13 protein-coding genes and 1 pseudogene are annotated in these 14318 nt (G+C 63.3%); 9 read left to right on the top strand and 5 right to left on the bottom strand.

What is annotated here, in order from left to right:
- Positions 1-89 precede the first annotated feature (89 nt).
- The 9 genes and pseudogenes from OGV19_RS10430 to OGV19_RS10470 all read left to right on the top strand — a co-directional run bounded on the left by OGV19_RS10430 (position 90) and on the right by OGV19_RS10470 (position 8694).
- The gene (locus tag OGV19_RS10430) at positions 90-971 is read left to right on the top strand and encodes a Dyp-type peroxidase (protein WP_264313307.1); all 882 of its coding nucleotides are present in this window, start codon (positions 90-92) and stop codon (positions 969-971) included.
- Between the two features lie 88 nt (positions 972-1059).
- Positions 1060-1968, top strand: a complete 909-nt coding sequence (locus OGV19_RS10435) for an aldo/keto reductase (RefSeq protein ID WP_264313308.1) — start codon at positions 1060-1062, stop codon at positions 1966-1968.
- 4 nt (positions 1969-1972) lie between these two features.
- Positions 1973-3256, top strand: coding sequence for an NTP/NDP exchange transporter (locus OGV19_RS10440; protein ID WP_264313926.1), 1284 nt, complete (start codon positions 1973-1975; stop codon positions 3254-3256).
- Between the two features lie 222 nt (positions 3257-3478).
- Positions 3479-3598, top strand: a pseudogene (locus tag OGV19_RS10445) (general stress protein); the annotation flags it as partial.
- 67 nt (positions 3599-3665) lie between these two features.
- Complete coding sequence (locus OGV19_RS10450) at positions 3666-5000, top strand: iron-containing redox enzyme family protein (protein ID WP_264313309.1); 1335 nt, start codon at positions 3666-3668, stop codon at positions 4998-5000.
- Positions 5000-5953 (top strand): methyltransferase, encoded by a 954-nt coding sequence (locus tag OGV19_RS10455; RefSeq protein WP_264313310.1) that lies wholly within the window; start codon positions 5000-5002, stop codon positions 5951-5953. Before OGV19_RS10450 ends, OGV19_RS10455 begins: the two co-directional genes overlap by 1 nt.
- A 6-nt stretch (positions 5954-5959) precedes the next feature.
- Positions 5960-7105, top strand: a complete 1146-nt coding sequence (locus OGV19_RS10460) for a carboxylate-amine ligase (protein WP_264313311.1) — start codon at positions 5960-5962, stop codon at positions 7103-7105.
- Positions 7106-7157: 52 nt separating this feature from the next.
- Positions 7158-7739 (top strand): 5'-methylthioadenosine/S-adenosylhomocysteine nucleosidase family protein, encoded by a 582-nt coding sequence (locus OGV19_RS10465; protein WP_264313312.1) that lies wholly within the window; start codon positions 7158-7160, stop codon positions 7737-7739.
- 112 nt (positions 7740-7851) lie between these two features.
- Positions 7852-8694, top strand: a complete 843-nt coding sequence (locus OGV19_RS10470; protein ID WP_264313313.1) for a non-homologous end joining protein Ku — start codon at positions 7852-7854, stop codon at positions 8692-8694.
- Positions 8695-8762: 68 nt separating this feature from the next.
- Here the strand turns inward: OGV19_RS10470 and OGV19_RS10475 are convergent, their stop codons facing one another.
- The 5 genes from OGV19_RS10475 to ligD are packed head-to-tail and all read right to left on the bottom strand — an operon-like array spanning position 8763 to position 14312.
- The gene (locus OGV19_RS10475) at positions 8763-9425 is read right to left on the bottom strand and encodes a glycosyltransferase family 2 protein (protein WP_264313314.1); all 663 of its coding nucleotides are present in this window, start codon (positions 9423-9425) and stop codon (positions 8763-8765) included.
- Positions 9422-10021, bottom strand: a complete 600-nt coding sequence (locus OGV19_RS10480; protein ID WP_264313315.1) for a class I SAM-dependent methyltransferase — start codon at positions 10019-10021, stop codon at positions 9422-9424. Before OGV19_RS10480 ends, OGV19_RS10475 begins: the two co-directional genes overlap by 4 nt.
- Positions 10022-10030: 9 nt before the next feature.
- Positions 10031-10780, bottom strand: a complete 750-nt coding sequence (locus OGV19_RS10485; RefSeq protein ID WP_264313316.1) for a PIG-L deacetylase family protein — start codon at positions 10778-10780, stop codon at positions 10031-10033.
- Entirely contained in the window at positions 10777-11820 is a 1044-nt protein-coding gene (locus OGV19_RS10490) for an acyl-CoA dehydrogenase family protein (RefSeq protein ID WP_264313317.1), read from the bottom strand. Before OGV19_RS10490 ends, OGV19_RS10485 begins: the two co-directional genes overlap by 4 nt.
- Positions 11820-14312 carry a DNA ligase D gene (gene ligD, locus OGV19_RS10495; RefSeq protein ID WP_264313318.1) on the bottom strand — a complete coding sequence of 831 codons (2493 nt, stop codon included), beginning with the start codon at positions 14310-14312 and terminating at the stop codon, positions 11820-11822. The genes OGV19_RS10490 and ligD overlap by 1 nt, the downstream gene beginning before the upstream one ends.
- Positions 14313-14318: the final 6 nt, after the last annotated feature.

Below are 14318 nucleotides of genomic sequence, written 5' to 3' on the forward strand. Positions count from 1 at the left end.
GGTCTGACCACCCTCAGCGGCTGCATGCCGCGTTGCGATGGGCGTCCCGGCGCAGTAGCATGCGCGCTTTTACCAAGGATTAGCCTGTCATGTCGTTTCAGCAAGGTCTGCTTGCCACGCCGGTGCCGGCCCACGCCCGCCACCTGTTCTTCACGCTGCACACGCCCGAAGCGCTGCCCGCTGCACTCGACGCCTTGCTGTCACAGGTCGATGGGCAACAGCTGATCCTGGGCGTCGGTGCGACCCTGGCCAAGGCCCTGGGCCGTGAAGTGCCGGGCTTGCGTGCCTTCCCGTTGCTGGATGCCGCCGTGGAGAACCCGAGCACCCAACACGCCCTGTGGCTGTGGCTGCGGGGTAACGAGCGCGGTGACCTGCTGCTGCGCGCCCAGGCCCTGGAACAGGCAGTGGCACCCGCGCTGCGCCTGGCAGACAGCGTCGATGGCTTTTTGCACCGGGGCGGCCACGACCTGACCGGCTACGAAGACGGCACCGAGAACCCGGTGGACGAAGACGCCGTGCAAGCCGCCATCGCTGACGACGAACAACCCGGCCTCAAGGGCTCCAGCTTTGCCGCGTTCCAGCTGTGGAAGCATGACCTGGCGTACTTCAAGTCACTGCCCCAGCCAGACCAGGACAACATCATCGGTCGTCGTTTGAGCGATAACGAAGAGCTCGACGATGCCCCAGCGTCCGCGCACGTCAAGCGCACCGCCCAGGAAAGCTTCGAACCTGAGGCGTTCATGGTCCGTCGTTCGGTCGCCTGGGCCGACGCCCGTGGCGCAGGCCTTGCCTTCGTTGCCTTGGGCCACAGCTTCGATGCTTTCGAAGTGCAACTGCGGCGCATGAGCGGCCTGGAAGACGGCATTATCGACGGCCTCTACCGCTTCAGCCGACCACTGACCGGCGGCTATTACTGGTGTCCGCCCATGGGTGAGGAGGGCCTGGACCTGCGCTTGCTGTTGCCGGCCTGATCGCTAAATATCCAGATACAGAATCACTCGCCGGCGCGGGGTAGGGCGGCTAGCCTTGAAAGTTTCCGATTCATGACGGGAGCTTTCTATGTACGCACGTCGTGATGTCCTACGCGCCGGTGCAGCTTTGGGACTGCTGGCCGCCAACCCCTGGTTGCACGCCAGCGCAGCAAGCGGGCTGCTGACCCGCAAGATCCCCTCCACGGGTGAAGCCTTGCCGGTGATCGGTGCCGGGACCTCTGGCAGCTTCGAGGTTGAAGCCGGTACAGCCGGGTATCAGCAGCTCAGTACTGTGCTCAAAGCCTTCTTCGAAGGGGGCGGCAAGGTCATCGACACCTCGCCCAACTATGGCGGCGCCGACAGCATCCTGGGCCAGTTGCTGGAAGATGGTGGTTGGCACCCGCAGTGCTTCCTTGCCACCAAGATCGCCGCCGACAGCCGCGCCGACGCGCAAGCGCAGTGGGCGGGTAGCCTGCGCAGCCTGCGGACCGACAAGGTCGACCTGCTGCAAATCCACAACCTGCGTGACTGGCAGACTCAACTGCCCTATGCCCGCGAGCTCAAGCAGCAGGGCAAGACCCGCTATGTCGGCATCACCCATTACCTGAACAGCGGCCAGGATGAAGTGGCCAGGATCGTGCGCAGCGAGCCATTGGATTTCATTCAGATCAACTATTCGGTCAACGCGCCTCACGCCGCGCGTGAACTGCTGCCACTGTGCCAGGACAAGGGCGTCGCCGTGCTGATCAATCGAGCGTTCGATGATGGCCGGCTGTTTGCCAGGGTCAAGGACCAGCCCTTGCCCGCTTGGGCCGCCGAAGCAGGCATCGGCAGTTGGGCGCAGCTGTTTCTCAAGTTCGCCATCAGCCACCCGGCGGTGACCACGGTGATTCCCGCCACCAGCCGCCCTGATCGCCAGCTCGACCAGCTCAAGGCCGGGCACATGCCGCTGCTCAGCCAGGCGCAGCAACAGGCGCTGATCAAGCAGTTTGCCTGACGCCATGGCAGGCTGGCGGCGGCGACTGGACACGGGGCTGAACATCCAGCCGGGCGAAGGGCCGGCGGTGGTGGCCGGCTTGTCGCTGTTCTACTTGCTGTTCACCGGCTACTTCATGCTGCGCCCGGTGCGCGAGACCATGGGCGTGGCTGGCGGCGTAGACAACCTGCAATGGCTGTTTACCGGCACTTTCGTCGCCACCCTGGCCTGCCTGCCGTTGTTCGGGTGGCTGGCATCGAACGTGCGGCGGCGGCATATCCTGCCGTGGACCTATGGGTTCTTCACCAGCAACCTGCTGCTGTTCGCCGCGCTATTTGCCCAGGCCCCTGACCACGTGTGGAATGCGCGAGCTTTCTACATCTGGTTGTCAGTATTCAACCTGCTGACCATTTCGCTGGCCTGGAGCGTGCTCGCCGACCTGTTTTCCACCGCACAAGGCAAACGGCTGTTTGGCCTGCTGGCGGCAGGTGCCAGCCTGGGCGGGCTCAGCGGGCCGATCCTGGGCACCGTGCTGGTGGGGCCGCTGGGGCACGCCGGCCTGCTTGTACTGGCTGGGCTGTTCTTGTTAGGCAGTGCGGGCGCAGCGCTTTTCTTGCAGCGCTGGCGGGGTCGCCATCCGCTGCCAGCGCATCTGCAGCGCTCGACGTCCAAGCCCCTGGGTGGCAACCCCTTCGCGGGGGCTACTGCGGTGCTGCGCTCGCCCTACCTGCTGGGCATCGCGCTGTTCGTGCTCTTGCTGGCCAGCGTCAGCACGTTCTTGTACTTCGAACAGGCGCGCATCGTCAGCGAGACCTTTACCGACCGCACCCGGCAGACCCAGGTGTTCGGCCTGATCGACACCGTGGTCCAGGCCCTGGCGATTCTCACCCAGGTGTTTCTGACCGGGCGCCTGGCGCGGCGGATGGGCGTAGGCGTGTTGCTGGTGGCGGTCCCGCTGGTGATGGCCGCAGGGTTTGTCTGGCTGGCACTGGCGCCGGTGTTCGCCGCCTTCGTGGTGGTGATGGTGGTGCGCAGGGCGGGTGAGTATGCGCTGGTCCGGCCAGGGCGCGAGATGCTCTTCACCGTGCTGCCGGCAGAGGACAAGTACAAGGCCAAGAACTTCATCGACACCGTGGTGTACCGCGGCGGGGACGCGCTGAGCGGCTGGGTCAAGCGGGCATTGGATGTCATGGCCGAACACCCGCAACTGGCGATGTTGATCGGGGCAGCGATCGCCATGGGGTGGGCGGCCACGGGCAGTTGGCTGGGCCGGCGACAAGTACGGCTCGATACGCCTGATAGCGAGTAGCCTCGGCGTCGCCTGGCGCGCCAAATACACAGCCGCCGCTTATTTAACGCCACCGGTCCGAACCTGTGGCAATAAAACGAATCCCTCGATATCGCTGAACTCCGAACCTATGTACGGCCCAGTGCCGTGCATCCTGAAGTCATACGAGGTTTGAAGACCATGGCTAACAAAGAGAACAGCCGCACCGGCACCCAGGGTAAAGAGGGCAGCCAAGGCGGCAGCAAAAACCCAGGCAACTTCGCCAACGACCGTGAAAAAGCGTCTGAAGCCGGACGTAAAGGCGGCCAGTCTTCCGGGGGCAACATGCCCCACGACACCAGCCGCAAAGGCGGCCGTTCGTAACAGTCGTTGGTAACCGAGGGATCCGCAGTGCCGGGGCAACCTGGCACTGCATTCAGAGGGGCACGGCATGACAGTGATGACCTGCAAGAGCACTGCCCAACAACGGTCCAAGACCGCAAGCCATAGCCTGCAACAACGCTACCAGAACCTGCTGCAAGGTCACGATGCCACAAGCGCTGCGTGGCTGGATGAGCAAATAGCCCGCGTCGAGCATTGCCCGGACGACCTCCCGGCACACCCCTCAGAGCTCCCCGCGTGGAGCGCACAGCATGCCGCTGAGGTAGCACAGGCCTATGCCCAATACCTACAGCAGCGCCGCCAAGGTGGGCCACGTCGGTTTTTCAGCAACCGCGCCCATGCGTTGTGGTTCCTGCAACAAATTGCGCCGACCAAAGCGGTGGATGGCGCCTGGCTGCACGGCACCCTGAAGCACTGGCGCGACCCGCGCTACCATGGGCTGATCCGTACGTACCTGGAAGAGCTGGGTAATGGTGATCCACGTTGCAATCACGTGTTGATCTACCAACGGCTACTGAGCCGGCTTGGCTGCCTGGATCTGCCACAGCTGGATGACAGCCGCTATTTGCAAGGCGCCCTGCAATTGGCTCTGGGGCAGCACTGTGATGCGTTTTTGCCCGAAGTACTGGGTTACAACCTGGGCTATGAGCAGCCACCCCTGCATCTGCTGATCACCACGTATGAACTGGCTGAGCTGGGCATTGACGGCCACTATTTCCAACTGCATGTGACCATCGATAACGCCGCCAGTGGCCATGCACACCTGTCCATCCAGGCGTTGCGGCAACTCTGCCCGGCAGAGCATCAGCAGCGCTTTTATCAGCGTGTGCGGCACGGTTACCGGTTGAACGACTTAGGCATCGCGGCTACCACCCTGGTCGCCGAATTCGACCTCCAGGGCCAGTTGTTCGCCGCCTTGGAGCGCAAGCGCCAGTATGGGCAATTCATGCACTCCGACCATTGCCGCCTGCAACAACGCACCGTCAATCAATGGCTGGCCGAACCGGGTGGCATTGCGGCCTTCGTCGATGCGCTGCAGACCCAAGGCTGGATCCGGCGTGCAGAGAACCCTGTGAACAGCCGCTGGTGGAAACTCATCGACGGGCCTGCAGCGGTCATGTTCGGCGTATTTACAGCCTACGAAAAGCAGTTGTGGCACGACTGGATCGCTGACGACTGGCAGGCCAACCATCGGCGCGTGATGCCGGGTAGCTGGGACATCAACCTGCCACCGGACGACAGCCCTATTGCCAGCCAGGGGGCAGAGCCCCTGGATGCCCTGGTGCAGCGCATGGCCGGCAACCGTCACGCGTCGCCGGAGGGGTTATTGGCCACCCAGGCGTTCGTGAACGCCACCGGCCTGGTTCAAGAAGGGTGTCATTGATGATGCTCGCCCCAGATCAGGCCCAGGCCGACCAGGCGTTGCTGCAGTTAGGCAAGCGCTTGCGTGCGGACGGCTATCACTTCACCTGCGTAACGCCGGCAACTCATGCCCGCAACAACGCCCGCGAGGGTGCCAGGCAGGCCAGGAACCTGCGCGACGTGTTCGGCTGGAGCCGACCGTTTACGCCTTCGCTGCTCTCGGCCGACGAACTGCACCAGATGCAGCGTGCGCAGGCACTGGGTCAACGCGGCGAACTGATGATCAGCAAGGTGCGTTGGTCAAGCCTGGATGACCTGCTGCTGCTTCACTCGGCCTACCCGACACATGCCAGTGACGCGGTCTTTTTCGGCCCTGACAGCTACCGCTTTGCCCGCGTCATTCACGACCAGCTGCAGCGCTGCCCGACGCGCATAGAACATGCGATCGATATCGGCTGCGGCAGTGGTATCGGGGCATTGCTCATCGCCCGCGCTGCGCAGCATGCACAGGTCAGCGCGGTGGACATCAATCCGCTGGCGCTACGCTATACCGCTATCAACGCGGCCTTGGCGGGTATCAGCAATGTGTCTGTGGAGCCCAGTGACTTGCTAGGCGGTGTTACCGGCACCTTTGACCTGATCGTGGCAAATCCACCCTACATGCTCGACCTCAGTGCGCGCACTTACCGGCACGGCGGGGGGGCGCTCGGCGCCGAGCTGTCATTGCGTATCGTCGAGCAGACCCGCGAGCGCCTGAGCGCTGGGGGCACCTTGCTGCTCTATACCGGGGTTGCGATTGTTGAAGGCCGTGATGCGTTGCTTGAGGCCGTTCGCCTGCGCCTGGCAGGCCCGCAATGGTCCTGGGTCTACCGGGAAATCGACCCCGACGTGTTCGGCGAGCAGCTTGCCGAGCACGGCTATGAGCACGTGGAGCGCATTAGCGCTGTTGCACTTACTGTCACCCGTAACGGCTGAAACAGCATGCACCGTCCTTGCACGTTTGGCATTGAAGAGGAATACCTGCTGGTGGAACTGGCCACGGGCAAGGTGCCCACGATGCCTGCGCCGAGCCTGGCCAGGCACTGTCGCGAGGTGTTGGGGCCGTACTTTGCCCAAGAGATGTTCCGTAGCCAGGTAGAGGTAGCTTCGCCCGTATTCGCCAACTTGTTCGAGGCGCGTGAATTTTTCTTGCATGCCCGGCAACGGCTGAGCGAAGTGCTGTCGATGCAAGGGGTGGGCCTGTATAGCGCCGCCAGCCACCCTAATGCGCCTTGGTTGCGGCAAAAACCTGCCCCCTCGGTACACTACCGTCAGCTGTTCGACGACTACCAGCATGTGGCACGGCGCAGCCTGCTCAATGGCCTGCATGTGCACGTGGGGGTGCCGTTGGACTGTGATCGCATGCAACTGATCAATCGGTTGGTGGGCTGGCTGCCGCTGTTGCTGGTCCTGAGCACATCCTCGCCGCTGTGGCTGGGCCAGGCTACCGGCTACATGAGCTACCGCCGGGTGATCTGTGGCGAGTGGCCGCATATGGGGCTGCCAGAACCGTTGCCCGACTGGTCGGCCTTCGAACGCTACCGGGCCTTGCTGCAGCGCACCGGGTCGCTGGCTGCCGACGGCGATTTCTGGTGGGCGATAAGGCCTTCGCGGCGCTTTCCAACGGTGGAGCTGCGTATCTGTGATGGCTGCCCTTGCCTGGAAGACGCCTTGAGCATCGCTGGGTTGTTTCGCCATCTGGTGGAACACAGCCTGCAGCCAAGGCATGAGCGCACACCTTTCAATCGAGCGCTGCGTTGGGTTGCGCAGGAAAATTACTGGCGAGCCATGCGCTACGGGCGCCAGGGCCAATTCATCGGTACTCACGAGCAACAGCCCGTTACCGCCGAAGGTTGGCTGGCGCAGTTGCAGGGCCAGTTGCCGGTCGACACTGCAGACGCCGAGCGTTCTTTCCAGCATGCCCGGCGCATTCTGCGCGAAGGCACTAGCGCGGACCGACAACTGCACTGCATGGCGCAGGCACACGCAGATGGCAAAAGCGCTGCACAAGCGTTACAGGCCGTGGTCGAGCAGGTGATGGCGCAAGGAAGTGCTGCGTTGTCAGTTGCTGGGGTTGCAATAAGATAGGGTTGGCCGAAAATGGCCAGGCCCTTTGCAGCCACTCGGAACGTCCTGCGCAATGATGCTGATCAAGCAATTTCCCGAAATCACCCCGACCGACACCCTTTTCGTCTTCGCCCTCGAGGCAGAGGCCGGCAATGTGTTTGCCGAGGTGAACACTGTGTTTACCGGCATCGGTAAGGTCAATGCCGCCATTGCCCTGACCAAGGCGATTGCCCAGCGCAAGCCCAAGCTGATCGTCAACCTCGGGTCTGCCGGCAGCCAACGCTACAAAAAAGGCGAAGTGGTGTGCTGCACCCGTTTCGTACAGCGCGACATGGATGTGACACCCTTGGGCTTCGCCCGCTACGAGACGCCGCTGTCAGACATTCCGGTGCTGCTCGAACACGGTGAGGAAATCCCTGGGCTCGCCCTGGGCACCTGTGGCAGTGGTGACAGTTTCGAAGTCAGCCACGGCGAGGCACCCTACGATATCGTCGATATGGAAGCCTACGTGCTGGCCCTGATCGCACGTGACGAAGGCATTCCCTTCGTCTGCCTCAAGTACATTTCCGACGACGCGGGCAGCGAAGCGGCAGGGGACTGGTCGGTACAGGTGCACTTGGCGGCCGAGGCCTTCAAGCGTGTGCTGTTCAGCTAAGCACCAGGTCGCTGCCCGCCGCAGGGCAGCCTGACTAAACCTTCCCAGCGCGTCGCAGTCACTTCAAGTAGAGGCCCCGAAAGACGCGGGGCCTGTCCGGAGGTGCTTAACGATGGCCAGGGCAATCTGGAAAGGCGCGATCAGTTTCGGGTTGGTGCACATCCCTGTCTCGCTCAATACCGCGGTGCGCACCGAGCGGGTCGATTTCGACTGGCTGGACAAGCGCAGCATGGAGCCGGTCGGGTACAAGCGGGTCAACAAGGTTACAGGCAAGGAAATCGACAAAGAGAACATCGTCAAAGGTGTGGAGTATGAAAAAGGCCGCTATGTGGTGATCAGCGAGGAAGAGATCCGCACGGCCCGGCCAGAAGCGACCCAGACCATCGATATTTTCTCGTTCGTCGATGCCGGTGAAATTCCCCTTCAACATTTCGATACGCCGTATTACCTGGCCCCCGACCGCCGCGGCGGCAAGGTGTACGCGTTACTGCGCGAAACGCTGGCCAGTACTGGCAAGGTGGCGCTGGCCACAGTGGTGTTGCATACCCGTCAGCACCTGACGCTGCTGCGCCCCCTGGACGATGCACTGGTAATGATCACTCTGCGCTGGCCTGAGGAAGTGCGTGGGCTGGAGACCTTGGAGCTGGACAAGAGCGTGACCGAGACCAAGGTGGACAAACGTGAACTGGACATGGCCAAGCGGTTGGTCGAAGACATGAGCGGCGCGTGGAAGCCTGATGAATATCAGGATGCGTTTCGCCAGACCATCATGGACCTGGTCGAAGAGAAAGCCAGCAAAGGCAAGATCAGCGTGGTGGAGAAGGGCGAGGGCGGCAGCGCCGAGAAAGGTGCCGATATCATCGACCTTACCGAGTTGCTCAAACGCAGCCTGGGTGGCAAGAAAAAGCCTGTGGCAGACAAGAAGCCTGCAAAGCGGACCCGAAAGGCCTCTTGATCAAACCTTTGTAGGAGCGGCCTTGCCGGGGCGCCGGACCGGCAAGGCCGCTCCTACAAAGGCCGCTCTCAGGACGCTGACCCCTCCAGGCTTGCCAGCAAATCCCCGAACCCTTCCCGAGCCCGGCTGTCTCGTCGGCTGCTGGTTGCCACACTGTGCCGCGCCGTCCACGAGATCTGCGCGCCCTGCGCTTCAAGGTCGCGCACCAACTGAACATCTTCATGCGCCGGCAGCGGCTGGAACCCGCCGCTACGCAAGTACGCCTGCGCGCTGACCCCAAGGTTGGCGCCGTGGACATGCCGGTGCCCTTCGCGCGCCTGGTATCGGCTTAAGTACAACCGCCTTAGCGCGGCTTTCTGCCAGGGTTGCCAGCGCTCTATATGCACGGTGCCACAGACCACGTCAGCGCCAAACGCCAGTTGTGACAGCAGCCAATGGGGCGGCACTTGGCTGTCGGCATCGGTACAGGCCAGCCAGATCGCACCCTGTTCGATCATCTGCGCCGCGCCGGCACTGCGCGCCATGCCGACGTTGCCGGCGTGTACATCCAATGTCTGCACACCATGGCGCCCGGCCACCGCCGCACTGCCATCACTGCAGCGGTCCAGCACCACCAGTATCTCGACCTGATAACCCGCCAGCTCGGCCTGAGCGGCGGCGGCCCGCACGGACTTGAGGCAGCGACCCAGGCGGCGCGCTTCGTTGTGGGCCGGAATGACCACCGCAATCATAAGCACGTCTCGTCAAGGTCGACCACGCTGGGCTGGCAGGACCAGTATTCAAGCAGGAAATCCGCCTCCTCATGGCGATAGACCGGGTACAGCGGCAGGTACTTGGCCAGCATGCGATGTACTTCACGCCCCTCCTGCGGGCAACCCGCAATCGGGTGTTTCCAGTGGCAGGCCAGCAGGCCGCCGTCGTCGCTCAGGCTCGCGGCCGATTGCTCAATCACCTGCAGCCAGTCTGTGGGGTCTAGGTAGTAACCCAGTTCACTCAGTACGATAAGGTCGAACTGCCCCCCCGGCCAATCACCCGGTAGCCTGCCGAGCTCAACCGAGGCGTGGCTCACGTTCGCCAGACGTTGCTGTGCCAGGCCCACAGCAGTTGGGTTCAGGTCCTGGCACAAGAGGTCGGCACAACGCTCGGCCAGCAAGGCGCTGAGCTCGCCATTGGCGCAGGCGGGCTCGAACACGCGCTGATAGCACTGGCGGGGCAGGCTGGCCATGACCAGCTCGCGCTTGCGCTTTTCGTACCAACGGGTGCGAAAGGCCCAGGGGTCTTCGCTGCTGGCATAAAGGTCGGCGAAGTAGTGTGCGTCGAGGCTCATCACGGCTCCTTACAAAAACACCAGTTCGAAAGGCTGCAGCAAACAATCCTGCAAATGGGCTGGCAGCACGGGCGGTTGGCCGTCATCCGGCTCCAGTTGGCTGGTGTGTGCGGCCAGGGCCTTGCGCTTGCGGGCCAGGCGGCTTTCATCCAGCTGCACGCGGTGAGCCCGTGGCCAAGGCAGGCGCGGGTCGTCGGGTTGCGCCCAGTGCCAGGCCCAGACCGGCACCTCCACCAATTGCACCTTGCGCGCCATCGAGGCTTGCGCGGCAGCCCTGCCGACCGCTTCGTGATCGCAATGGCCGTCGTTGCGCCAGGTCGCCATGAGCAGGTCGTCAGGCTTGAGCAACTGGCTCAGGTGGTTGACTAGAAAGGCTTCGTCGCGGGGTAGCGCGCCGTCTTTGAGGTGCAGCCTGCGCCAGTCCAGCCGGTTGAGGTCCAGGTCGAGCTGTTGCAGTGCGTGACGGCTTTCCAGCGGTCGCTGTCGGCGCAAGCGATGTTCTGTCCAGTGCCTGGAACCTGGGTGGCTGCCCTCGCCATCGGTGGCCGAAATCAGCACCAGGTCGTCCTCACGTCCGTGAAAGCCGGCCAGCAAACCACCCGCCATGAGAATTTCGTCATCCGGGTGGGGGGCGATCATTACCAGGCGACGGCCCGGCGGGCACAGTTGCTTGGGGTCGATCCAGGTGGCCCTGGCCAGGTGCGCTGCATGTTGCCAGGCCGACCAGGGTGTACCGCTACTTGACTGGATCAGATTCATAGCTGCCAGGCTCCTGCTGGCAGGTTAGCCAACTGCTGTCCGAGGGCCGCCAGGTCACGCTCGGCGTGGCTTTGACGCAGGAACACCGGCAAGTCGGCGCTTAAGCGGGCAAAGTGGCTGCTGCGGCAAAACGGCGAGGCGCCCAAGGCCCGGCCCACGTGATGGATCACCTGCTCGACGGCCTGCTCGACGTGCGCGCGGGTTCGCCGCACTTCGAAACTGGCATCTGCGCTCGGCTGGCGGTCGATCCAGGCCGCGCATTCGCGCAGCGCTGCCCTGGCGCCGGACAAGGCGGCGTCTACAGCCCCCAGGTGCGCGTCGGCATGGGGGTCTGGACGCGGGTTGCGACAGTGTTCACGCAAGTAGTCCGCAAGTGCCTCGGCGGCGCCGTACCAGCACGCCGCTATGCCCGCACCGCCGTGCCAAAAGCCGGGGCGCGACACATACTGCCCCGGCCTTCCGATGGCGATGCCGGGTGTATGGTTGAACTCGACCTCGACGCTCGCGGTGGTAGCCATGCCCACAGCCTGCCAGTGCTCGATGTTCAAGCCTTGGCTTGGGTGCGACAGCTCTATCGCCACCAGTTGGGGTTGTTCGTCATCGCCCCACGCGGTGATAAGCGCACGGTCGATCTGCAAGGCCCCTGAACACCAGGCTTTGCGACCAGAGAGACGCACATGCTCGCCTTGGCGTTCGATGATACGCGCGCGGGCATCCGGCGGTTCGGCTGCCCAGACACCCCAGATACCTGCTTGCGCAAGGTGCGCGGCGCCGCATTCGGCAAGAATCGCCAAGGCATCGGTATGGCCCTCGTAGAGCTTGGCCAAGGCCATGTCACAGCCTGCGATACGTGCCAGGCTCTGCCACCGGCGTAGCGTGTTGCCTTGGCCGGGCAGGGGCAGCAGGTCAAGGTGATCGGCCTGCAGCGCCTGCATCAGCGCGGGGAGCTGGGTATCGAGGTTCAGCGCCTGCGGCCTTTCGGTGAAGGCGCGCAACAGGCGGTCGAGGGTGTTCAGTTCAAAGCCCTGAATAATGCTCATCAGCCCAGCCCTATCTGCTTGCGCATGCGCGCGGTGATCGATTGACGGGTCTTGCCCATATCGGCCCAGGGGTCGTCCACTTCGCTCAGGCGTTCGTGGAGGTTGCCGATGTGCCATTGGTTGGCACCTTTGAGCTGCGTCAGCTCTTCGCGCCAGATCGGCACGGACACCGGCAGGCCCTCCCGCGCGCGCAAGGAATAGGCACAAGCGGTGGTAGCGCCTTTGCCATTGCGCAGATAGTCGATGAAAATTCGCCCGACCCGGTTTTTCGGGCCCGACACGGCGCTGAGCCGATCGGGAAACAGATTGGCCAGGTAATTGACGATCGCATGGCTGAAGTCCTTCACCTCGTCCCAGCCGGCCCTTCGGGTCAGTGGCACGACAATGTGGATACCCTTGCCGCCACTGGTCTTGAGAAACACCTTGAGGCCAAGCGCGTCGAGCAGGGTCAGGGTCAGTTGTGTGGCCTCCAGCATGGCCTTCCACGGCAGCGCCGGGTCGGGGTCCAGGTCGAGCACGAAGCGGTCGGGTTTGTCGAAGTCTTTGTCGGTGGCGTTCCAGGTATGCAGTTCGAGCATGTTCATCTGTACCGCGCCCAGCAGGGTATCGGCGCGGTTGATGACCATGGCGGCATGACCTGCCTGTTTCTTGTCGTAGCTGACCATAGTGGGGATGTGCAACTGGCCGGCGTTTTTCTGGAAGAACAGCTCACCTTCGAGGCCATCGGGGGCGCGTACCAGCGCCACGGGGCGGTTTTTCAGGTGGGGCAGAATCCATGGGCTGACCTGCGCATAGTATTCGGCGACTTGCCGCTTGGTGGTTGCGCGGGTGGCATCGATGACGCGGTCAGGATGGCTCAGGCGCAGTTCGCCCGGCGCCTCGGGCGTGTGCTGAGCCTTGCTTTTGGTCACGGACTTGCCAGGCATGGCCTGCTCCAGGTCGATAGCAGCCGCGGGTTTGTCATCACGCAGGCCGTGGAACACCGCATGACGCACCACACCGTCTCGGGTCATCTGTGCGTAGGCAACCTCGGCCAGCAGCGTCGGCTTGAGCCAGTGCACGCCCCGGGCTTCGGCGCCGGTTGGCGGGTTGCTTAGCATCGGCTTGGCGGTTTCCAATGGCTTGAGCCGCGCATGAAGAGTGCCCAGGGTGGCAGCGCTGAAGCCTGTGCCGACCTTGCCGGCATAACGCAGCTCGCCGCTGTCGTCGTGCACGGCCAGCAGCAAGGCACCAAACGCGCTGCGGCTGCCTTTGGGGTCGGTGTAGCCGACAATCACGAATTCCTGGCGTTGCTGGCACTTGAGCTTGATCCAGTCGGCGCTGCGGCGGCCCGTGTAAGGGCTGTCGGCGCGCTTGCCGATCAGGCCTTCGAGCTTCATGCGGCAGGCACTGTCAAGCAGTGAGTCAACCGGTTGATCGAATCCTTCAGAGAACCTCAGCCATGGTGAGTCGTCACGCTCAAGCAACTGCTGCAGGGTTTTGCGCCGCGCTTGCAGTGGCAACTGGCGAAGGTCCTGGCCCCCCAGAAAGGGCAGGTCGAACAGGTAATAAAGGATGTGCTGATCGTCCTCGACGTCAAACGCGTTCTGCAGGGCCTGGAAGTCGGCTACGCCGTGCTCGTCGTTGACCACCATCTCGCCGTCCAGCCATGCCGAGTCGAGGCCAAGCTTGCGCAGCGCCGCGTGCTGATGGGGTAGCTTGGCGGTCCAGTCATGGCCGTTGCGGGTGTACAAGCGCACGTCATCGCCGTCGATGCGTGCGAGGATCCGGTAACCGTCGAACTTGACCTCGTACAGCCAGTCACCTGCAGGTGGCGAGTCGACCAGGGTGGCCAACTGCGGTTGCAGTGTGTCGGGCAACGGAGCCTTTTGTGCGCTTGCCTTGCGCTTGCGTGTACGCGGTGCCGCTTTTTCGGCAGGTTTGCTGCGCCTGGGGAGCAGGGTGCGCTCGCTGAGCACGCTGTCAGGCTGGGCCTCGACGATGCTGTAATCAGCCTCGCTACGGGCTTGTTCATCGTGCGACTTGACCAGCATCCATTGCTCTTTCTTGCCGGCCAGGTGAGTGCGAAACAAGTTCCAGACACCACTGAGTTTCTCGCCCTGCAGGCGAAAACGCAGCTTGCCCTTGGCGTAGGCCTGCTGCGCGTCACCTTCAGGCTCCCAGATGCCACGGTCCCAGACGATCACATCACCCGCGCCGTAGTGGCCTTCCGGGATAGTGCCCTCGAAATCGGCGTAGTCCAGCGGGTGATCCTCGACGTGCACGGCCAAGCGCCGCACCTTCGGGTCCAGTGACGGGCCCTTGGGGATGGCCCAGCTCTTGAGGGTGCCATCGAGCTCGAGGCGAAAGTCGTAGTGCAGGTGGCCGGCGTCGTGTTTCTGGATGCAAAACTGCAGGGCATGCGGCTGCCGGCCACGGCCACGTTTACCACTGGGCTCGGGCGTGGCGTTGAAATCGCGCTTGCGCTGATACTCCTGCAGGGGCTTGGCCATGGCGGG

The sequence above is a fragment of the Pseudomonas putida genome (genome assembly GCF_025905425.1).
Classification (GTDB): Bacteria; Pseudomonadota; Gammaproteobacteria; order Pseudomonadales; family Pseudomonadaceae; genus Aquipseudomonas; species Aquipseudomonas putida_AF.

Coding starts and splice junctions, on each gene's coding strand:
- OGV19_RS10470 (WP_264313313.1), top strand. CDS start 7,852: ATGGCCAGGGCAATCTGGAAAGGCGCGATCAGTTTCGGGTTGGTGCAC.
- OGV19_RS10435 (WP_264313308.1), top strand. CDS start 1,060: ATGTACGCACGTCGTGATGTCCTACGCGCCGGTGCAGCTTTGGGACTG.
- ligD (WP_264313318.1), bottom strand. CDS start 14,312: ATGGCCAAGCCCCTGCAGGAGTATCAGCGCAAGCGCGATTTCAACGCC.
- OGV19_RS10465 (WP_264313312.1), top strand. CDS start 7,158: ATGATGCTGATCAAGCAATTTCCCGAAATCACCCCGACCGACACCCTT.
- OGV19_RS10490 (WP_264313317.1), bottom strand. CDS start 11,820: ATGAGCATTATTCAGGGCTTTGAACTGAACACCCTCGACCGCCTGTTG.
- OGV19_RS10475 (WP_264313314.1), bottom strand. CDS start 9,425: ATGATTGCGGTGGTCATTCCGGCCCACAACGAAGCGCGCCGCCTGGGT.
- OGV19_RS10440 (WP_264313926.1), top strand. CDS start 1,973: ATGGCAGGCTGGCGGCGGCGACTGGACACGGGGCTGAACATCCAGCCG.
- OGV19_RS10455 (WP_264313310.1), top strand. CDS start 5,000: ATGATGCTCGCCCCAGATCAGGCCCAGGCCGACCAGGCGTTGCTGCAG.
- OGV19_RS10460 (WP_264313311.1), top strand. CDS start 5,960: ATGCACCGTCCTTGCACGTTTGGCATTGAAGAGGAATACCTGCTGGTG.
- OGV19_RS10480 (WP_264313315.1), bottom strand. CDS start 10,021: ATGAGCCTCGACGCACACTACTTCGCCGACCTTTATGCCAGCAGCGAA.
- OGV19_RS10485 (WP_264313316.1), bottom strand. CDS start 10,780: ATGAATCTGATCCAGTCAAGTAGCGGTACACCCTGGTCGGCCTGGCAA.
- OGV19_RS10430 (WP_264313307.1), top strand. CDS start 90: ATGTCGTTTCAGCAAGGTCTGCTTGCCACGCCGGTGCCGGCCCACGCC.
- OGV19_RS10450 (WP_264313309.1), top strand. CDS start 3,666: ATGACAGTGATGACCTGCAAGAGCACTGCCCAACAACGGTCCAAGACC.